The sequence below is a fragment of the Segniliparus sp. genome (assembly GCF_051660745.1).
Classification (GTDB): Bacteria; Actinomycetota; Actinomycetes; order Mycobacteriales; family Mycobacteriaceae; genus Segniliparus.
In genome coordinates, this window is sequence record NZ_JBOFQF010000035.1 from 99,368 (window position 1) to 118,868 (window position 19,501).

A 19,501-nucleotide genomic window follows, 5' to 3' on the forward strand; every position below is an offset into this window, starting at 1 on the left:
CGGTCAGCTCCTTCCGGAAAGCCCGCGATCGGGCAAAAACCCCACGACGTCGTACACGCGCGCCACAGTCGCCCCAGCGATCTCCCTGGCCCGCTCCCCGCCCTCCGCGATGATCCGGTCGAGCTCGGCGCGGTTGTCCAACCAGCCGAGCGTGCGCTCGCGGACCGGCGCGGCGAACTCGACGAAGGCGTCCGCGAGGTCCACCTTCAACCCGCCGTACCCGCCGCCCTGGTACTTCGAAGCGACTTCCTCGGCCGTCGAGCCGGTGAGCGCCGCGAAGATCGCGAGCAGGTTCGACACCCCAGGCTTCGCCGCCGGGTCGAAGCGCACCTCGTTCTCCGTGTCGGTCACCGCAGAGCGGAACTTCTTCGCCGAAACCTTGGGATCGTCCATCAAGTTCACGATGCCGGAGTCCGAAGACGCGGACTTGCTCATCTTCCGCGTCGGCTCGCGCAGGTCGTACACCCGCGCGCCCGCCTTCACCAGCCGCGTTTTCGGCACGACGAACGTCTCGCCGAAGCGGTGGTTGAACCGCTCCGCGAGATTGCGGGCGAGCTCGAGGTGCTGGCTCTGGTCGTCCCCCACCGGGACGACGTCGGCCTGGTAGGCGAGGATGTCCGCCGCCATCAGGCAAGGATAGGTGAACAGGCCCACCGAGGTCTGCTCGCCCTGCTTGTCCGACTTGTCCTTGAACTGCGTCATCCGGCTCGCCTCGCCGAACCCGGTGAGACAGCTGAGCACCCAGGCCAGCTGCGCGTTCGCCGGGACGTGGCTCTGCACGAAGATGGTGCATTGCGCCGGGTCGAGGCCGAGGCCGAGCAATTGCGCGACGTATTGCAACGTCGCCTCGCGCAGCTGCTTCGGATCGTGCGGCGTGGTGATGCTGTGCAGGTCGGGGATGAAGTACAGCGCCTCGTACTCGTGCTGCAGCTCGACCCATTGCCGGATCGCGCCGAGATAGTTGCCGAGGTGGATCGACGTGCCCGTGGCCTGGATCCCCGAGATCAGCCGGGGCCTGCCGCCCAGCCGTCGATCTGCTTCGCTGCTCCTCGCCTCGTGTACCACTTCGTCTCCCTGTACACCACGGCTCGGTGCGCCTTGCACCTCATCCGGCTGGATCGGCTGGGAAGCGTTGCCCGTCATGCCGTGTACTCCACGACCACCGGCGCGTGGTCGGACCAGCGGAGGTCGTACCGCGAAGCCCGGTGGGTCGCGACTTTGGCCGCGCGCTTGGCCAGCGGCTTGTTCGCCACGTGGTAGTCGATGCGCCAGCCCGAGTCGTTGTCGAACGCCTGCCCCCGGAACGACCACCAGGAGTACGGGCCCGCCTCGCCGGGATGGAAGCCGCGCTGCACGTCGGCCCAGCCGGAGCCGTCGGCGAAGACCTCCCCGAGCCAGGCGCGCTCATGCGGCAAGAAGCCCGAGGCCTTGAGGTTGCCCTTCCAGTTCTTGATGTCCAGCTCGGTGTGCGCGATGTTCCAGTCCCCGCAGACGAGCACGTCCCTCCGCTTGCGCGCCAGCGGCTTGAGGTATTCGCCGAAAGTCTTGAGGAACTGGTCCTTCTCCACTTGGCGCTCGGTCTCGGCCTCGCCCGAGGGCAGGTACAGGCTCGCCAGGGTGAGCGTCCCGAAATCCGCCTCGATGTAGCGCCCGGACTCCGCGAACTGCGGGTCGCCGTGGCCGATCCGCACGGCGTCGGGCTCGCGGCGGGAGAGGATCGCGACGCCGTTGCGGCCCTTCTGCGCCGCAGGCGCCAACGCGAGCGTCCAACCGTCCTCCAGGACGGGCGCGAGCGCCGCGCGGGTCTCGGCCTCGGTCGCCCGGACCTCCTGCATGCAGATGTAGTCCGCGGGAGCCCCCGCCAGCCAGCCGAGCAGCCCCGTGTTCTCCTCGGAGCGCGCTTTGACAGCAGCGCGGACGCCGTTGACGTTCACGGTGGCGACGGAAAAGCCGTTCGACTCGGACACGAGAAGAAACAGTAACAGAACCTCATCGGGAGGAAAACTGAAACTCCTGTTCAGAGGTGTCGACATCCTCGGCGCAGAGGGGCAGGTCCGGCGAGGCCCCCTCGGCCGAGCTGCCCTGTCGCTGCGTCAGCGCGACCCCGCCCAACAGCACTGCCGCGCCCGCCATCTGCGGGCCGGTGAGGCGCTCGCCGAGCAGCAGCCAGGCCATCAGCACGGCGACCGGGATTTCGAGGAGCCCGAGGATGGACGCGACCGTCGGCCGGAGCCGGGAGATGGCGGCCACGCCGAAGGGGTAGGCCAGGCCCGTCGTGAACCCCAGCGCCACGAGCGGGACGAGCGCGCTGGTCTGCGCGCCCGCCATCAGCACTGTCTGGGAGCCCTTGACCGCAGGGGCGAGCCCGAGCGCCACGACGACGGCCATGCCCGCCGTTCCGAAGACCAGGCCGCCCGCGGCCAGCGCCGTCGGCGAGACGTTGCCGGAGAAACGATGCCCGAGGACGAAGTACCCCGCGCCCGCGCTCGCGGCGGCCAGGCCCCAGAGGACCCCGGCTCCGTCGATGCTCGCGCCGGTGAAGACGCCGAGGACGGTCATCGCCCCGAGGAGGGCGACCCCGGCTCCGCCGAGGACCGCGACGGGCGGGCGGATCCGGGTGGAAGCCCACATCCAGCTGATCACCACAACGGGCGAGAGGTATTCGAGCATGAGCGCGATGCCGACCGACATGTGCTGCGCCGCGTTGAAGAAGCAGAACTGCGAGACCGCCATGGAGATGAGCCCGTAGAGCGCCACGGTGCTCTTATGCCGCCACACCCCGCGCCACCAGTCGGGCTCGAACCACTGGGCCACGAGCGCGGCGGCCACCGCCGCGATCCCGAGCCTGGTGAGGACGACCCCGCCGGTGGACCAGCCCTCGTGGGTCAGCGTCTTCGCGAGCGGCCCGGACACGCCGAAGCACATCGCCGCGCCGACCGCGAGCGGCAAGCCCGCGAACTGCGCCTGAGCCTTCGATTTCATGAACATGTCCTCACCTCCCGGGCGAACGGAGCCCGGAGCCGCACCCTCGGAATACGTCATGAGCTAATTTCTATTTCACTCATGACGCTAGCAACCTCGACCGTCATGTGTCAAGATGATTTCAGTCATGACGCAGTCACAGCATGGAACACCGGCGAAGCACGGGACCATCTTCAGCCAGGACACGATCGCCACATTGCTGTCGCTCGTGCCCTTGGCGAACTCCGAGCTCGGCGGGACCGATGTGCTCGCGGACTCGGACGCGCTCGGCGCTTTCCTCGACGAGCACGGGTGGACCGGTCGGCGGGACGGGGACGACGCGGAGCTCGGGGCGATGCGCGCCCTCCGCGTCCGCGTCCGCGCGCTCTGGGAGCTGCTCGACCAGGAAGAGGCCCTCGTCGACGAGGTCAACGCGCTCCTCGTCGCGACAAAGGCGAACCCGTGGCTCACCCGCCACCCTGAGGCCCCGTACTGGCATCTGCACTTCAATCGGACCGACGACCCGCTCGCGGTGCGCATCGGCGCGGACATCGCCATGACGTTCGCCGAGCTCATCCGCGCGGACGAGACCTCGCGCCTCAAACGCTGCGCCGCGCCGGACTGCTCCGCCGTGCTCGTCGACCTCTCCAAGAACCGGTCGCGCATGTTCTGCGACATCGGCAACTGCGGCAACAAGCAGCACGCCGCCGCCTACCGCGCCCGCAAAGCCCGCGCGCTCTGACCGGGCGGCCCTCGCCGCTATAACGCTGTTCACATTGCCCTACTATTGTTGCTGTCGCCTCCCGGCCACGCTCGAACCCCGAACCTTGAAAGGCAGCCATGGGCTCCGTCATCGAAACTGAGATCCGCTTCTCCTCGGGCGACGGCTCCTGCGCAGGCACCCTGTACCGCCCGGACGGCCCGAGCTCGCCCCAGGCCGCACGGCCGGTCGTCGTCCTCGGACACGGGCTGGGCGCCATCCGCCAGATGCGGCTGCCCGCCTACGCCCGGCGCTTCGCCCAGGAGGGCTATCTGGCGCTCGCCTTCGACTACCGGCACTTCGGGGAGTCCACCGGAGAGCCCCGGCAGCTGCTCTCGATCCACCGCCAGCAAGAGGACTGGCGCGCGGCGGTCGGCTACGCCCGCACCATCCCAGGGGCCGACCCCGACAAGGTCGCGGTCTTCGGCACGTCGTTCGGCGGCGGGCATGTCATCGAGCTGGCGGGCAAGGACCCCTCCATCGCCGCCGTGATCTCGCAGTGCCCGTTCACCAACGGCGTCGCCTCGTTGTTCACCGTCCAGCTGCCCGGCCTGATCGGCGTCTCGGCCGCCGCCGCGCTCGACATCGCCTCGGCCCTCCTGCGCCGCGCGCCTCGGCTCGTGCCCCTCGCGGGCGACACGGGGACGGTCGCGCTCATGAACGCGCCCGACGCGAAAGACGGCTTCCTCGGCCTGGTCCCCGAGGGGCAGGGCTTCACAAACGCCGCCGCCGCCCGGATCGGGGCGCAGATCCCGCTGTGGCGGCCCGGCAGGCACGCCAAGGCGATCAAGGCTCCGATCTACTTCGCGATCTGCGACAAAGACACCGTCGCCCCGGCGGGCCCCACCGCCAAATACGCCGCGAAAGCGCCGCGCGGCGTCGTCAAGCACTATCCGTTCGGGCATTTCGACATCTATGTCGGGGCCGCTTTCGACGAAGCCATCGAGGACTACGTCGCCTTCCTCGGCGAGCACCTGCCCGCCCCCACGCTCTGAGCTCAGCGCTCGGCGAGCACGTCCGGGCGGACCGTCGTCGGCGGCCGCTCGGCGAACATCGCGTCGAGCCTCGCCAGAGCCGCGTGCGCGGCGGCGTCCGCCGGGGTCAAGACCACCATGCGCGACTTCGGCGCGAGCGCCCGCGCGAAATTCATCGAGTCGAGCTCGACGACGCCCACATGCGGGCAGTGCAACCGCCAACTGCGGTCCTCCGGGATCTGGACGTCGTGGCGCTGCCACAGCTCGGCGAAGAGCGGCGACTGCGCGCGCAGCCGGTCGACCAGGCCCGTCCACGACGGGTCGTCCATGTGGTCGGCGTACGCGGCCCGGAACCTGCTGACATAGTTGCGCGCCGCCTCGGGATGCTCCACAAAGCTCCTGCGCCAGCCCGGGTCGCAGACGATCAGCCACAGGCAGTTGCGGTCCCGCTCCGGCGTCGTCTCCAGGTCGCCGTACAAATGCCGATACGTCCGGTTGTAGGCGAGCAGGTCCAACTTGCCGTCCACGACGCAGGCCGGATACGGCAGCATCTGCTCCAGCAAGAGCCGCTGCGCCTTGGTGACGACCTCCGCGCTGTCGTCGCGGACTTTGCCCGGATTGGCGCCCGCCAGGCGGAGCATGTGGTCCCGTTCGTGCGGTTCGAGCCGCAACGCCCTCGCCACCGCGCAGAGCACCTGCGCCGAAGCGTTGATCGGCCTGCCTTGCTCCAGCCAGGTGTACCAGGTCAGGCCCACCCCGGCCAACGCGGCGACCTCCTCCCGGCGCAGCCCCGGCGCACGCCGCCTGCCCGCGCTCGCGATGCCCGCCGTCTCCGGCGAGAGCCGGTCCCGCCTGCTGCGCAGGAACTCGGCCAACGCGCGCCGTCTCGTCTCCATCCTCGCCTCGCTCGCACACTCCGCCCGCTCCGAACCTAGCAGGATGAGTACCAGGATAACTGCCGTCTGGTACCGGGATAGACGATCGGCCACACTCGAACCGTGACGACGCTCGCCCATACTGCCCCCGAGCCCCGCCCGACGGACGAACAGCCCGCGAAGGCGGAGCTGGGCGCGGTGGGGCTGGCCTCGCTGACCCTCGCAGGCTTTGTGATCCCCTACAACTACAACGCGGCCATCGTCGCGCTGCCGACGATCAAAACCGCCCTGCACGCCTCGGAGGCGGGAGCGGCATGGGTGCTCGCCGGGTACGGGCTGCCGCTGGGGGCGCTCCTCGTCCTCGGCGGCCGCCTCGGCGACCACTACGGCCGCCGTCGGCTCCTCGTCCTCGGCTTCGCCCTCCTCGCCGTCGCGGCGGCCGCCGCAGGCTTCGCCCCCGACATCGAGACGCTGCTGTGCCTGCGAGCCGTCCAAGGCGTCGCCGCAGCCATGGCCTTGCCGCAGATCCTGGCCACGATCCAGGCGACGACGACCGGGGCAGGCCGGGCGCGGGCGATCTCGCTGTTCACCGCCGGAGCAGGCGCGGGCACCGCGTTCGGGCAGGCCTGTGGCGGACTCCTGATCGCGGCGGTCGGCTGGTCCGGCGTGTTCTGGAGCACGGCGGCGCTCGCCACGGCCACGCTCGCGGGCCTCGCGGGCGTGACCCCGACACAGGCCGAGCGCCGGACCTCGATGGACCCGGTCGGAGTGCTGCTGCTCGCCGCCGGGCTCGCCCTGCTGCTCACCTCCATGACCCTCGCGCCTGCCATGGGGGCGCCCTGGCTCCTCCTGCTCGTGCCCGCCTGCGGTGCGCTCGTCCTCTTCTGGCGCCATGAGCGCGCCTACCAGGGGACGGCGATCCTGCCGCCCGCAGTCCTCGCGCACCGCCCCATCCTGGCCGGGCTCGGCGCGATTTCGCTCTACTTCCTCTCCTACGGCGGTTTCGGCTACCTCTTCGCCCTGACCACCCAGCAAGGCCTCGGCCACAGCGCCTCCCAGTCCGGGGCCGAGCTCGCCCCGTTCTGCCTGGCGTTCCTCGTCATGTCGCTGCTCGCGGCGAGACTCGTGCTCCGCCACGGGGCCACCCGAGTCGGCCAAATCGGACTCGCCGGACAGGGCGCGGGCCTCGCGGCCTTCGGCGCGCTGCTGATGTTCGGCTGGCCGCACCCGAACCTCTGGCTCATGCAGGCGGTCCTCATTTGGCTCGGCGTCTTCCAAGGGCTCATCTACGCCCCGCTCGTCGGCGCGATCATGAGCCATGTCCCCGCCGATATCGCCGGGATGACCGGCGGGATCATCACCACCAGCCAGCAGGTCATGATGGTCATGGGCGTGACCGGGTTCGGAGCCGCGCTGTCGCTCGCCACAACAACCGTCGGGATGCGGGAGGGCGCCGGGCTGTGCTTCGCCGCAGCGGCGGCCGTCGCCTGCCTCGCGACCCTGCTGGCCGGGAAAGCCCGGAGCTAGCCCCGCGCGGCCAGCTTCTCCAAGAGCCGGCCGAGCACGCATTCGGGCACGAACTCGCCGACCGAGCCGCCATGCCCGGCCACTTCCTTGATCAACGAGCTGGAGATGTACGAGTACTCGGGCGAGGTCGCGACGAAAAACGTGTCCACCTCGGCGAGGTGGTGGTTCATCTGCGCCATGGCGATCTCGTACTCGAAGTCGATGCTGGTGCGCAGCCCTTTCACAATCGCCCGGATGCCGCGCTCTTTCGCTCCGGAGACCAGCAGCCCCTGCCATGATTCGACGTCGACGTGCGGGAAGTCCGCCGTCGCTTTGCGCAGCAGCTCTATCCGCTCGTCGGTCGAGAAGAGCGTCTGCTTCTTCGGGTTCGTCATCACCACGACGGTCAGCCGGTCGAAATGCTTCGCGGCCCGGCCGATGACATCGAGGTGCCCGAGCGTGACCGGGTCGAATGTGCCGGGGTAAATCGCATGGCCCATAGCCGGTCAGCCTAACGCACAGCGCGGCGCGGGCCTCGCGGCGGCGGTCATGTTCTTCTCCTCGTCGCGCCCAGAGACGGCCTCGGCCCTCTCACAAGTCGAGCGTCAGCCGTCCGCCGTCTTTGGACCGCGAGACGCACACCAACATCTGCCCCTGCTCCCGCTGCAGATCGGTGAGCGTGCTGTCCCGGTGGTCGACCGCGCCGTCGAGCACCCGCTGCGAGCACGTCCCGCAGAACCCTTGCTGGCAGGAGTAGCCGACGTTCGGCTTGACCCGGCGCAGTGCCGTGAGGACGCTCTCGTCCGCGCCGACCTCGACCACCTCGCCGCTGCGGCCGAGGACCGCCTCGAACGCGGAGCCGTTCACCACCGGCGGCGGGGAGAACCGCTCGTAGTGCAGCTCGACCGAGGAGTCCGCGCCGACGCCTCGGCGGATCGTCTCGATCATCGGCGGCGGGCCGCAGACGTAGACGGCGGTGTCCCCGTCCACGCCGTCGAGGAGCTCTTCGGGCGAGGGCAGTCCGTGCTCGGCGTCGGTGCGCACCCGCGCCCGGGGGCCGAATGCCTCGACCTCGTCCAGGAACGGCAGGCTGTCCTTGTGCCTGCCGGTGTAGAGCATGCTCCACTCCAGGCCGAGGCGGTCCGCGAGCCGCGTCATCGGCAAGATCGGGGTGATGCCGATGCCGCCCGCGATGAAGCGCAGCTTCTTCTTCGCCGAGGCCGACCCCGGCAGCGGCATCATGAACGCATTGCGCGGCTCGCTGATCTCGACGAACTGGCCGACTTCGAGCGCATGCGCCTCGATCGACCCGCCCCCGCCGTCAGCGATCCGCCGGACGCCGATCCGGTACTCCCGCTCCCGGCGCGGGTCGCCGCACAACGAGTACTGGCGCACCCGGCCAGAAGGAAGATGCAGGTCGATATGCGCGCCCGCGTGCCACGGGGTCAGCTTCGCGTTGTCCGCCGCCGCGAACGTGAGCTGGCAGACGTTGTCGTCCCGCGCCACGATCTGCCGGTCGATCAGTCGGAGGACCCGGCGCCCGGAGTTCTCCGCGAGCTCGGGCGCGTCGTCCTGGAAGATGCTGCGCACCAGCGGCGGGGCGAGATAGTCGATCACCGCCCCGATGACGCGCAGCCCCCTGTCGCGGCGGTCTTGCGTGTACAGCGTGAGCGGCACGTCCCGCGAGCTGGTCTTCAAGATCCCCGATTGGATCAGCGCGTTGCGCACGCGGCGGCGGACCGGGCCGATCTCTTCCATACCGATTTCTTTCATAAGACCCTGCTCAGCCATGGATTTCCCGGGCCGCGGGGGATGTCGCGAGGTACGCGATGGCCTGAGCGGTGTTCCCCTCCGCCTCCGGCGAGTAGTGCGGCTTGAAGAGGCGCAGCGTCGTGACGAGCAAGAACCTGAGCGTCGGTATCGAGCCCCGCTTGCCCGACTGCCGGACCTTCCGGATCAACTGGAAATACCCGAGGTTCGGCAGCGACGGGTCGTTGCGCACAAGGAACTTGGTCCCCCTCGCGACCAGCAGGACGAGGACCACGGTCGCGACGACGCTCGCCACCATGTGCCGCAGATAGCCCTTGCGGAAATAGCCCGCCACGTTGTAGGCGACGTGGCGATGCTCGACCTCCTCCGCGCCGTGCCAGCGGAAAAGGTCTTTGATCACCGGGTCCGCGCCCAGCTCGTCCCACTTGTTGTTGAGCACCCAGTTGCCGAGGGCGGCGAAGAAGTGCTCGAGCCCGGCGATGATCTCGACCGACACCTCGGCCGCGCCGCGCGAGGGGGCGGGGTAGACGGTTTCGAGCCGTTCGCTGATCCGCCCGAAGAACCACTCCACCTGGTCGACGAACGGCCCCGTGTCGATCCCGTGCCGCAGGAAGAACTCGGGGAGCGCCTTGTCGTGGCTCTTGGCGTGCACCGCCTCCTGCCCCATGAAGCCGATCATCTCCTCGCGGAGGCGCTCGTCTTTGACATAGCCCATCGCCTCGGTGAAGTTCGTACAGAACCACCGCTCCCCCGTTGGGAGGAGGAGGTTGAGCGAGGAGATGAAGTGCGAGCCGTACGGGTCGCCCTCGATCCAGCACAACGGCGAGTCCGAGAAGTCGAATTGGACGTCGCGCGCGTGCAGCGCGACCTCTTCGGGAGCGAAATGGTCCGGGGCGACATCTATAGTCGCGACCTGCTCAGCAGCCATGCTCTGTCTCCTCACAGCGTTCTCGAAGCTTCAGTTCGACTATATGGCGTAGCTCATATCTTGCATACGTGATATTCCAGCAATTGCCCTCGGTTGTGTGATGTGTGTCATAGGTCGAACGTCAGCCGTCCGCCGTCTTTGGACCGCGAGACGCACACCAGCATCTGCCCCTGCTCCCGCTGCAGATCGGTGAGCGTGCTGTCCCGGTGGTCGACCGCGCCGTCGAGCACCCGCTGCACGCATGTCCCGCAGAACCCTTGCTGGCAGGAGTAGCCGACGTTCGGCTTGACCCGGCGGATCGCGGCGAGGGCGCTCTCGTCCGCGCCGACCTCGACCACCTCGCCGCTGCGGCCGAGGACCGCCTCGAACGCCACGCCGTTCACCACCGGCGGCGGGGAGAACCGCTCGAAGTGCAACTCCACCTCATGGCCGATGCCCCGCCGGATCGTCTCGATCATCGGCGGCGGGCCGCACGCGTAGACGGCGGTGTCCCCGTCCACGCCGTCGAGCAAGTCGGCGGGCGAGGGCAGCCCGTGCTCGTCGTCGGTGCGCACCCGCGCGCGCGGGCCGAAAGCCGCCACCTCGTCCAGGAACGGCAGGCTCGACGGATGCCTGCCGGTGTAGAGCATGCTCCAGTCGAGACAGAGCCGGTCCGCGAGCCGCGCCATCGGCAGGATCGGGGTGATGCCGATGCCGCCCGCGACGAAGCGCAGCTTCTTCTTCGCCGAGGCCGACCCCGGCAGCGGCATCATGAACGCGTTGCGCGGCTGGCTGATCTCGACGAGGTCGCCGACGCGCAGGGTGTGCGCCTCGACCGACCCGCCCCCGCCGTCCGGGATCCGACGGACCGCGATCCGGTACTCCCGCTCCCGGCGGGGGTCGCCGCACAACGAGTACTGGCGCACCCGGCCCGAGGGCAGGAAGATGTCGATATGCGCGCCCGCGTGCCAGGGCCGCAGCTTGGTCCCGTCCGGGGCCGCCAACGTGAGCTGGCAGACGTTGTCGTCCTCCGCGACGATCCGCCGGTCGACGACCAGCATCGCCTTGCGGTTCGGCGTCGCGACGAGCGCGAGGAGCTCCTCGTCCGCGTGCCCGAGGAGGGCCAGGGGCGCGATGTAGTCGAGCGCGCCGCCGATGAGGCGCATGAGCAGGTCCTTGCGCTCCGTCCCGTACAGGCCGACCGGGACGTCCTGGGCATGGGCCTTCAGCACGCCCGCCTTGATCAACGACTCGCGCACCGCTTTTCGAACCGGCCCGACCTGCCCGGGCGCGTGGCCTGCCTCAACCATGCGACACCCGGGCCGCAGGAGAAACGGCGAGGTAGGCGACGGCTTGCGCGGTGTTGCCCTCCGTGTCCGTGGTGTAGTGCCACCGCAGCAGCCGGAAGGCCGAGCGCAGCAGGAAGCCCACCCGGGGGATCGAGCCGCCCCGCCACGAGTCCCGCAGCCGCCAGAACAATCGGCAGTACCCGAGGTTGGGCAACGCCGGATCGTTGTGGACCAGGAATTTCGTCCCGCGCAGGATGATGGTCAAGAAGCCGACGCTCGCGATGACGCTCATATACGCGCGCTGGAAGTACCCCATGCCGAGGTAGGTGGCGAGATTGTGCGCGACGTGACGGTGCTCGACCTCCTCCGCGCCATGCCAGCGGAACAGGTCGGCCATCGCCGGGTCCACGTCGAGCTCGTTCCACTGGTTGTTGAGCACCCAGTCGCCGAGCACCGCTGTGAAATGCTCGATCGAGGCGACCAGCGCGGTGGCGGCCTGCACCGCCTTGGCCCTGCGGCCGGGGTCGGCCTGGTCGATCCGTTCCGAGAGCCGCTGCGCCACCCACTCCACCTGGTGGAGGAAGGGCGCGCAGTCGACGCCGTGGCGGGCCAGGAACTGGACCACCGCCTTGTCGTGGCTTTTGGCGTGCACCGCCTCCTGGCCCATGAAGCCGATCGCCTCCTCGCGGATGCGCTCGTCTTTCACGTACTCCAAGGCGTCGGTGAAGACTTTGCAGAACCAGCGCTCGCCGGTGGGCAGGAAGAGGTTCAGCGCGGTGATGAAATGCGAGCCGTACGGATCGCCCTCGATCCAGCTGAGCCGCGCCTTGCTGAAGTCGAAATGCACATCGCGCGCGTGCAGCGCGATCTCTTCGGGCGCGAACGCGTCCGGAGCGCCCCCCGCTGCCGCGAACGGCTCGACAGCCATGGTCTTCTCCTTCGCACGCTCACCGGTTCTAGATCCGAGTATACGCCCGCGCGGGCCCCGCCCGGCGGCGCTCCAACGCCGCCCCGCCCCGCTGCGCGGCGGGGCTAGGATGAGGCGACCGCCACAGCGGAACGACCCCGGAGACGCCCGAATCGCGCGGCGCCTGAATTGAGAGGTGCTCGACTTGAGAGGTGCGAAACTGCCGATCATCTTCGTCGTGGCGGTGGTCGGCGCCCTTGTCGCCGGAGCGCTCGGGCTCGTGGTCCTCGCGGGCCTGCCGGACCGGGGCGGCGCCGAGCGGTCGGGCCAGGCCGCGCACGCCGCCCGGAAGCCGACTGGTTCGAGCATCACGGCCTCGTCCCCCCGCCCGCTGCCCAGCGCCGACAGCCCGAGTCCCGACTCCCCCTGGCCGAGCGCTTCGACCTCGGCGCGGCAACCCTCCGCGACCAGCTCCTCCCCCACGACCTCGACGCGGCGGCCCTCCGCCACCACGTCGGCCCCGGCCGTGCGAGGCACGCCGATGACTGTCTCGTACTCGGTCACCGGTCCCGCCTCGGCGACAGTCTTGACGTATTGGCGGGCCGACCACGACATCGCGTCCGAGCATGGGACCGCGTTGCCCTGGTCCCGCACGGTCACCCTGGTCGACCAGGGCCTCATCCGGCTCAGCGCCCAGGTCGACCACGGCGCCGTGCATTGCGCGATCGCCGTGGACGGGCAAGTCGTCGCCGAAGCGTCCGCGGACTTCTTCGTGAGCTGCGAAGCCCGTCCTGCCCCCGCCTCGCACGACCGTTAGGCGCCAGTTCCGGGCGGCGAGCCGCGCGTGCGCATCGTCGCGACCCGTCGTTTCACGTGAATCGCGAACCTCGCCGCGAGCCAGATTCTCCCAGCGTTTTCCCAGCCCCGAGCGCTTGCACCGGGACGGCGCCAGCATTAGCATTCGTGGGGAAGAGCGTTGCCGAACAGTGCTGAACAGGGGGACTTGGACCGCCCGGCAGCGGCAACGGGGCGAGAAAGGATCTCAGCAACCATGCACATGTCTGCCTTGGCCAAGACAGTCCTCATCGGAGCGGCAGCGCTCCCCCTCGCGTTGCCCGCGAGCTTCGCCTCCGCGGCCCCCGTGACTGTCGCGTACCAAGTCGTCGGTTCCGGCAAGGCCACCGAGCTCGTCTACTGGGACGAGACCGGGACCAAGCAGACCGAGACCAACGTGCCCCTGCCGTGGAGCAAGACGGTGGCGATCCCCAAGACCATCCCCATCCACCTGAACGTGGTCGTCCCGAACGGCGAGGTCACCTGCAAGATCGCCGTGGACGGCAAGCCCACGTCGGAGATCAAGGGCAAATACTCCGCGCGCTGCAGCACGGACATCACCGGGTCCTGAGCTTCGGTTCGAGCCGTTCATACCCTCCTGGGGTATCATCGCAGGATGAGCGAGAACAGCGCCGTCGAAAACATGCTCGGCCCGGCCCCCGTGAAGGCCGACGTGGAATGCTGCCACAAAGCCGAGCACGGCGCGCACGGCTACAACGAGAACAAGGACAGCCACCTTCGCAGGCTGCGCCGGATCGAGGGGCAAGTCCGGGGCCTCGCCCGGATGATCGAGCAGGACGATTACTGTATCGACGTGCTCACCCAGGTTTCGGCGACGACTCGGGCGCTGCAATCCATGGCGCTTGGCTTGCTCGACGAGCACCTGAAAGGGTGCGTCGCCTCGGCGATCCACCACGGCGACGACCCCGAGGCGAAAATCGCCGAGGCTTCGGCCGCTATCGCCCGACTCGTCCGATCCTGAGGAGACCCATGACCAGCCAGAGCTACCATGTCGTCGGCATGACCTGCGGGCATTGCGCGAGCGCGGTCCGCGAGGGCCTCGCTTCGCTCACGGGAGTCTCCGACGTGGCCGTCAATCTCGAAACCGGCGAGGTGCGCGTCGCCTCCGCCGCGCCGCTCGACGACGCGCGCGTGCGAGAAGCCGTCGCCGAGGCGGGCTACGAGCTCGCCTAGAGCGCGGGCGCCGCGCCTCCCCCTCGGCGAGCTGGAATTCGGGCGAGCGCCCGGTCCGCCTCGTCGAGGAGCCTGCGCACGATCCCGGCGGCGGGAAGGATGTCGGCGACGAGCCCGACCCCTTCGCCGATATGGACTGTCGCCATGCGGAAATCGCCGCCCGCGACCGCCGAGGCGAAAGCCTCCCGCAGCTCGGGCAGCCGTTCCGCGAGCTCGTCCTCGTGCCCGTGCCACTGGTCGATGAACGCATTGCGCAGCACCCTGCCGGTGAACTCCCCCGGCCAGGACAGGTCCCTTGCCACGTCGTACACCCGGGTGCGCACGGTGTCGTCGCCACCCGCCGCCACAACGAGCCGTCGGGCCGCGTCGGACAAAAGGGACTCCTCGCTCGCCACGAACCTGCTGCCCACCACGGCGCCTTCGGCCCCGAGGGCGAGGGCGGCCGCAAGCCCCCTCCCGTCGACCACGCCGCCCGCCGCGAGCACCGGCACACCCGTCTTCGCGGCGAGGTCGACGACTTCGGGGAGGAGCGAGAACGTGGACCGCTCGTTCCCGCCGTGCCCGCCCGCCTCGGTTCCCTGCGCCACCAGCACGTCGGCCCCAGCCGCCAAGGCCTCCGCCGCGCCGCGGATGTTTTGGACCTGGACCACGAGCTTGGCCCCGGCGCGGCGGATCTCGGCGGCGTAGGGCTCCGGATCGCCGAAGGAGAGCCACACCGCGACCGGCCTTCGGCGCAGCGCCGCATCGAGGAGCTCGCGGTTCTGCGCGAGCGTCCACGTGATGAAGCCGACCCCGATCTGCGCGTCGCCCGCCAGCGCGAACTCGCGGTCCAGGCCCGCCGCCCCGCCGTATCCGGCTCCGATGAAGCCGAGTGCCCCCGCGGCCGAGACCGCGCCTGCTAGCCGCCCGCCCGCCACGCCGCCCATTGGGGCGAGGACCAGGGGATGCTCGATCCCGAACATCTCGGTCAGCTTGGTCGAGTAGGCCACGCGCGCTCCTTACGTCCGCGCCAGCCTAGCGGCTAGGCGCCGACGAGCCTGCGAACGCCCCTGCCGAGGAGGGTCGGGGCCTTCTGCTTGCGCGGGGCGCCGAAGAGCTCCCCGTAGAGGTCGTCCGGCACCGCCCGCGTGCTCTTCCACAATTTCAGCGTGACCCGCCCGGAGACGAGCCCGACCTCGTGGAAATAACGGATCATCGGCTCGCACATGAACTGCGCGTTCCCCCGGTAGTTCGGGTTGAGCTGCGCCGCGAGCGCGCCGCGCAACGGGGACATGCCCAAAACACGGCGGTAGACCTCCGGGTGGAACACCACCGGGAGGACGAGCGCGCAGACGAGCGCGATCATGAACCGGTGGAAGGCTTTCGTGAAGCGGTTCGCCTTCTGGTAGGTCCGCACCAGCTCCTCGCGGGCGAAGGTGATGTGCCGGGCCTCTTCGAGCACATGGATCTTGAAGAGCTGGCGCAGGTGCGGCTGGATCTGCTCGTCCAACATCGCCTCCCGCTGCAGCCGGTCGAGGATCTCCTCGATGAGGAGCGTCCCGCCCCAGGTGGTGGTGCACGCGGGCAGGATGCCGGTGAAGAGGTTGATGAACCAGTTCACGCCCTTGGGCAGCTCGTAGGGCTCGACGCCGAGCTTGTTGATCGCGCGGGAGAACATAGTGGAGTGACGGGCCTCGTCCCCGATCTCGGTCAGCGCGTAGCGGGTGCTGTCGTTCGCCAGCCCGTTGGAGATGACGTGGCGGAACAGGAACGTGCTCAACACCGCCTCGGCGAAGATGCCGAAGCTGAAGATGCTCACCATCTCGTGGCGCGACATCTCGTAGCGCTGCTCGGGCGAGAGCTTGTCCCAGATCCGAGTGCCGTACAGGGAGAGCCGGTGCTCGGGGGCGAACTGCTTGTCGTCTGAGAAAGGGTCGTCCCAATCGATGTCGACCTCGGCGTCGTAGCTGCGCTCCACGGCCGCGCGCAACAGCCGCGCGGCTGTCTTCTCCCGGTCGCCGATCCGCTTCGCCTTGGTCTGCGACGCGCCGGTGGTCAGCATGGTCGGTTCTGTCGTCAACACGTGCGCCATGGTTCTCCTCGGAGTTGTCCCGCTCGCGCGGCCTCGCCAATGCCCAGCTATGTGGGCTACGCCTCAATGCTAGACATTTCTACGCATTGTGTAAAGAATTATGTGAAGATCCGCCGATCTTCTTAGAGGTCGCACAACTTACGCGGCAAGGCAGGCGAATTCCACGCGGGTGTCGCCGTACAAGTAGGTTTTCACCAGTTCGAGCCCGAGCGGCCACGTCGTGGCGGCAGTCCTGCTCGCCCGTTCGAGCACGAGCATCCCCTCCGGGTCGAGCCAGCCGCCCCCGGCGAGTTTCGCGAGCATGTCGTCGACCTCGTCGCAGCCGATGTCGTACGGCGGGTCCGCGAGCACGAGGTCGAAGGGCCGAGCGGGCGCCTGCCCCGCCAGGACCTGCCGGACCTTGCCCGCCTGGATCCGGACCCGCTCGCCCAGCCCGAGGCTGGCGATGTTCGAGCGAAGCGCTTTCACCGCGACGGGGGCGTGCTCGACAAGGACCGCAGCTTCGGCTCCGCGCGAGATCGCTTCGACTCCGAGCGCCCCCGAGCCTGCGTAGAGGTCGAGCACGCGCGCCCCGTCGAGGTCGATATGGCTGCGCAGCGCGTCGAAGATCGCCGCCCGCACCCGCTCGGACGTCGGCCTCGCCCCCGCCTGCGGCACCTGCAGACGGCGGCCGCGCAGCGTCCCCGAAACAATCCTGATCACCTTGTCACCGCTTTCGCCTCAACGCCCGAGCCATCCTCACCGCCCGAGCCATCCTCACCGCCCGAACAAGGCGCGGAGGAAGAACACCAGGTTCGCGGGCCGTTCCGCGAGCCTGCGCACAAAATACCCGTACCACTGCTCGCCGTACGGGACGTAGGTGCGCACCCTCGCCCGTTCGGCGGCCAATCGCGCCTGCTCGTCCGCGCGGATCCCGTACAACATTTGATATTCGAAGCTGTCGGCGCGGCCATTCGCGAGCCTGCCCGCCTCCACGATCATCGCCGGGTCGTGGGTGGCCGCCATGGGGTAGCCGCCGCCGCCGAAAAGGATCGCGAGGCATCGCTTGTAGGACGCGTCCACCTCGTCTTTCTCCTGGTAGGCGACCGAGCCGGGCTCCTGGTACGCGCCCTTGCAGAGCCGGATCCGCGAGCCTGGCGCGGCGAACTCGCGGCAGTCCGCCTCTGTGCGCCTGAGGTAGCTCTGCAGCACTGTGCCCGTCCAGGGGAAATCCCGCCGCAGCGCGCGCACGGCCGAAAGCGTGGCTTCAGTGGTCGTGTGGTCTTCCATGTCCACCGTGACGAGCGCCCCGACCTCGGCCGCCTTCGCGCACACCTCCCGCGCGCCCGCGAGGGCGATCTCCTGCCCGTCCGGCAGGGACTGCCCGAAGGCGGACAGTTTGATCGAGGCCTCGACCGCGCCGTCGGCGAGCACCAGGCCCCGCCCGGCGAGCTCGTCGCGCAGCGCCCCCAGCCCGTCCAGCAGCGCGAGATACGCCTGGACGGTGGCTTTCGCCTGCTCCAGCTCGCGGACGTTCTCGCCGAGGTAGTCGACCGAGACGAAGCGCGAGGCCAGCAGCTCCGCGACGGCGGGCAGCACGTCCTCAAGGGCGTATCCGGCGACGAACCGGGACACCACCGCCCGAGTGAAGGCGAAGCGTTGCGAGAACGCTTCGAGGCCCTGGCTCTTCGACGCGGCGAGCAGCGCCGGGCGCATCGGGTTCTTCAGCGTCCGAGCGAGGGCCGAGCTCCCGCTCATAAGCCCATATGCGGGTACGTGTGGTCGACAGCGGGGACGAATGTCTCCTTGATCGACCGAGGCGAGGCCCAGCGCGCCAGATTGAGCTTCGAGCCTGCCTTGTCGTTCGTGCCCGAGGCGCGCCCGCCGCCGAACGGCTGCTGGCCGACCACCGCGCCGGTGGGCTTGTCGTTCACATAGAAATTGCCCGCTGCGAAGCGCAGCGCCCGGCGCGCCTGGTCGACAGCGGCCCGGTCCCTGGCGAAAACCGCGCCGGTGAGCGCGTACTTCGAGGTCGCGTCGACCAGGTCGAGCACCTTCGGCCACTCGTCGTCCGGATAGACGTGCACCGAGAGGATGGGGCCGAAGTACTCGACGCGCATCGCCTCGTCCGCCGGGTCGTCCACCACCAGGACCGTGGGGCGCACGAAATAGCCCTCGCTGTCGTCGGCGGTCCCGCCCGCGAGGATCCGCACGCCCGGCGCGCGCCGGGCCCGCTCCAATGCCGCCGCGTGCTTGTCGAACGCGCGCCGGTCGATCACCGCCCCGCCGAAGTTCTCGAAGTCCGCGACATCGCCGTAGCGGAGCCCGTTCGTCGTCGCCGCCAGCTCCTCCTCGATCTCCGACCACAGCGACTGGGGGATGTAGGCGCGCGAGGCCGCGGAGCATTTCTGCCCCTGGTACTCGAAGGCGCCCCGGACGAGCCCGGTGACCAGCGCTCGGGGATCGGCGCTCGGATGGGCGAGCACGAAGTCCTTGCCGCCGGTCTCCCCCACGATCCTCGGATAGCCCCGGTAGTTCGCGATATTGGCCCCGACCTGGGCCCAGAGCTTCTGGAACGTGGCCGTCGACCCGGTGAAATGGATCCCCGCCAGGCCCGGGTCGGCGAGGAGCACCTCGGAGACCGCGACCCCGTCCCCATGCACGAGGTTGACCACCCCTGGCGGCAATCCCGCCTCGGCCAACAGCGCAAGGGTCAGCTGCGCGGACAACGCCTGCGTCGGCGACGGCTTCCATACAACTGTATTCCCAAGGAGCGCGGGCGCGGTCGGGAGGTTGCCGCCGATCGCGGTGAAGTTGAACGGCGTGATCGCGTAGACGAACCCCTCCAGCGGGCGGTACTCGACGCGGTTCCAGACCCCGGGCGAGCTCGCGGGCTGCTCGGCGAGCAGCTCGCGGGCGAAAGCGACGTTGAACCGCCAGAAGTCGATCAGCTCGCAGGCCGCGTCGATCTCGGCCTGGTGCACCGACTTCGACTGGCCCAGCATCGTGGCGGCGACCAGCCTCGCCCGCCAAGGCCCCGCAAGGAGGTCCGCCGCCTTGAGGAAGACCGCCGCGCGCTCGTCGAACGGAAGCTCGCGCCACTCCGGCGCGGCCTGCGCCGCCGCCGAGACGGCGGCTTTCGCGTCCTCGGCCGTCGCATTGCGCAGCGTCCCGAGGACGTGGGCGTGGCGGTGCGGGGCCACCACGGGGACCTCGGCCCCCGACCCGACGACCGGCCTGCCGCCGACGACATGCGGAAGATCCGTCGTCCGAGAGCCCAGCTCGGCGAGGGCCGCCAGGGCCGCCGCGCGCTCGGCGGAGCCCGGCGCGTACGACTTCACCGGCTCGTTCGCGGGAAATGGAACGTCCGTGACGGCGTCCATCTGGCCTCCCTTCAGTCAGCGACCATTTCTCGCCAGCTTAGGCCAATCCCGCTGTCGTCGCAGCGGTGGAACGAGAGAGAAATCTATACTG

Annotated in this window: 21 protein-coding genes; 7 read left to right on the forward strand and 14 right to left on the reverse strand. The window is 69.5% G+C overall.

The genetic code is table 11. From position 1 onward, the window contains the following. Positions 1-3 precede the first annotated feature (3 nt). The 3 genes from trpS to ACRC20_RS12015 all read right to left on the reverse strand — a co-directional run bounded on the left by trpS (position 4) and on the right by ACRC20_RS12015 (position 2,982). Positions 4-1,065, reverse strand: a complete 1,062-nt coding sequence (trpS, locus tag ACRC20_RS12005; protein ID WP_438686606.1) for a tryptophan--tRNA ligase — start codon at positions 1,063-1,065, stop codon at positions 4-6. 74 nt (positions 1,066-1,139) lie between these two features. Then, positions 1,140-1,967, reverse strand: a complete 828-nt coding sequence (locus ACRC20_RS12010) for an exodeoxyribonuclease III (protein WP_438686607.1) — start codon at positions 1,965-1,967, stop codon at positions 1,140-1,142. 22 nt (positions 1,968-1,989) lie between these two features. Further along, positions 1,990-2,982: an EamA family transporter gene (locus ACRC20_RS12015; RefSeq protein WP_438686608.1), complete on the reverse strand. Its 993-nt coding sequence runs from the start codon at positions 2,980-2,982 to the stop codon at positions 1,990-1,992. Positions 2,983-3,109: 127 nt separating this feature from the next. Here ACRC20_RS12015 and ACRC20_RS12020 point away from each other — a divergent pair, with 127 nt between their 5' ends. After that, entirely contained in the window at positions 3,110-3,703 is a 594-nt protein-coding gene (locus tag ACRC20_RS12020) for a CGNR zinc finger domain-containing protein (RefSeq protein ID WP_438686609.1), read from the forward strand. A gap of 98 nt (positions 3,704-3,801) precedes the next feature. Beyond that, positions 3,802-4,716 carry an alpha/beta hydrolase gene (locus tag ACRC20_RS12025; protein ID WP_438686610.1) on the forward strand — a complete coding sequence of 305 codons (915 nt, stop codon included), beginning with the start codon at positions 3,802-3,804 and terminating at the stop codon, positions 4,714-4,716. 2 nt (positions 4,717-4,718) lie between these two features. Here the strand turns inward: ACRC20_RS12025 and ACRC20_RS12030 are convergent, their stop codons facing one another. Beyond that, positions 4,719-5,591, reverse strand: a complete 873-nt coding sequence (locus ACRC20_RS12030) for a helix-turn-helix transcriptional regulator (protein ID WP_438686611.1) — start codon at positions 5,589-5,591, stop codon at positions 4,719-4,721. A gap of 102 nt (positions 5,592-5,693) precedes the next feature. Here ACRC20_RS12030 and ACRC20_RS12035 point away from each other — a divergent pair, with 102 nt between their 5' ends. Continuing rightward, complete coding sequence (locus ACRC20_RS12035) at positions 5,694-7,097, forward strand: MFS transporter (RefSeq protein WP_438686612.1); 1,404 nt, start codon at positions 5,694-5,696, stop codon at positions 7,095-7,097. Here ACRC20_RS12035 and coaD read toward each other — a convergent pair. From coaD to ACRC20_RS12060, 5 genes are all read right to left on the reverse strand, one after another. Continuing rightward, a complete protein-coding gene (coaD, locus tag ACRC20_RS12040; protein WP_438686613.1) occupies positions 7,094-7,576 on the reverse strand; it encodes a pantetheine-phosphate adenylyltransferase in 483 nt (160 codons plus the stop codon). The two genes, ACRC20_RS12035 and coaD, sit on opposite strands and share 4 nt — an antisense overlap. Positions 7,577-7,667: 91 nt before the next feature. Further along, the gene (locus tag ACRC20_RS12045) at positions 7,668-8,849 is read right to left on the reverse strand and encodes a PDR/VanB family oxidoreductase (protein ID WP_438686614.1); all 1,182 of its coding nucleotides are present in this window, start codon (positions 8,847-8,849) and stop codon (positions 7,668-7,670) included. Positions 8,850-8,859: 10 nt separating this feature from the next. After that, positions 8,860-9,774, reverse strand: coding sequence for a metal-dependent hydrolase (locus ACRC20_RS12050; RefSeq protein ID WP_438686615.1), 915 nt, complete (start codon positions 9,772-9,774; stop codon positions 8,860-8,862). A gap of 107 nt (positions 9,775-9,881) precedes the next feature. Further along, on the reverse strand, positions 9,882-11,063 hold the full coding sequence (locus tag ACRC20_RS12055; RefSeq protein WP_438686616.1) for a PDR/VanB family oxidoreductase: 1,182 nt from the start codon (positions 11,061-11,063) through the stop codon (positions 9,882-9,884). Then, positions 11,056-11,970: a metal-dependent hydrolase gene (locus ACRC20_RS12060; protein WP_438686617.1), complete on the reverse strand. Its 915-nt coding sequence runs from the start codon at positions 11,968-11,970 to the stop codon at positions 11,056-11,058. Before ACRC20_RS12060 ends, ACRC20_RS12055 begins: the two co-directional genes overlap by 8 nt. A 184-nt stretch (positions 11,971-12,154) precedes the next feature. Here ACRC20_RS12060 and ACRC20_RS12065 point away from each other — a divergent pair, with 184 nt between their 5' ends. The 4 genes from ACRC20_RS12065 (at position 12,155) to ACRC20_RS12080 (ending at position 13,977) form a co-directional block, all read left to right on the forward strand. Then, the gene (locus tag ACRC20_RS12065) at positions 12,155-12,766 is read left to right on the forward strand and encodes an MmpS family transport accessory protein (RefSeq protein ID WP_438686618.1); all 612 of its coding nucleotides are present in this window, start codon (positions 12,155-12,157) and stop codon (positions 12,764-12,766) included. A gap of 234 nt (positions 12,767-13,000) precedes the next feature. Further along, the gene (locus tag ACRC20_RS12070) at positions 13,001-13,354 is read left to right on the forward strand and encodes an MmpS family transport accessory protein (RefSeq protein WP_438686619.1); all 354 of its coding nucleotides are present in this window, start codon (positions 13,001-13,003) and stop codon (positions 13,352-13,354) included. Between the two features lie 72 nt (positions 13,355-13,426). Next, positions 13,427-13,765 (forward strand): metal-sensitive transcriptional regulator, encoded by a 339-nt coding sequence (locus ACRC20_RS12075; protein ID WP_438686697.1) that lies wholly within the window; start codon positions 13,427-13,429, stop codon positions 13,763-13,765. An 8-nt stretch (positions 13,766-13,773) separates the two neighbouring features. Further along, positions 13,774-13,977 carry a heavy-metal-associated domain-containing protein gene (locus tag ACRC20_RS12080; protein ID WP_438686620.1) on the forward strand — a complete coding sequence of 68 codons (204 nt, stop codon included), beginning with the start codon at positions 13,774-13,776 and terminating at the stop codon, positions 13,975-13,977. Here ACRC20_RS12080 and ACRC20_RS12085 read toward each other — a convergent pair. The 5 genes from ACRC20_RS12085 to pruA all read right to left on the reverse strand — a co-directional run bounded on the left by ACRC20_RS12085 (position 13,974) and on the right by pruA (position 19,410). Beyond that, positions 13,974-14,966, reverse strand: coding sequence for an NAD(P)H-dependent flavin oxidoreductase (locus ACRC20_RS12085; RefSeq protein ID WP_438686621.1), 993 nt, complete (start codon positions 14,964-14,966; stop codon positions 13,974-13,976). The two genes, ACRC20_RS12080 and ACRC20_RS12085, sit on opposite strands and share 4 nt — an antisense overlap. Positions 14,967-14,998: 32 nt before the next feature. Further along, positions 14,999-16,048, reverse strand: a complete 1,050-nt coding sequence (locus ACRC20_RS12090; RefSeq protein WP_438686622.1) for an AurF N-oxygenase family protein — start codon at positions 16,046-16,048, stop codon at positions 14,999-15,001. A gap of 138 nt (positions 16,049-16,186) precedes the next feature. Beyond that, on the reverse strand, positions 16,187-16,750 hold the full coding sequence (gene rsmD, locus ACRC20_RS12095; protein WP_438686623.1) for a 16S rRNA (guanine(966)-N(2))-methyltransferase RsmD: 564 nt from the start codon (positions 16,748-16,750) through the stop codon (positions 16,187-16,189). 54 nt (positions 16,751-16,804) lie between these two features. Then, on the reverse strand, positions 16,805-17,785 hold the full coding sequence (locus tag ACRC20_RS12100; RefSeq protein WP_438686624.1) for a proline dehydrogenase family protein: 981 nt from the start codon (positions 17,783-17,785) through the stop codon (positions 16,805-16,807). Continuing rightward, positions 17,782-19,410, reverse strand: coding sequence for an L-glutamate gamma-semialdehyde dehydrogenase (pruA, locus tag ACRC20_RS12105; RefSeq protein WP_438686625.1), 1,629 nt, complete (start codon positions 19,408-19,410; stop codon positions 17,782-17,784). Before pruA ends, ACRC20_RS12100 begins: the two co-directional genes overlap by 4 nt. Between the last annotated feature and the right edge of the window lie 91 nt (positions 19,411-19,501).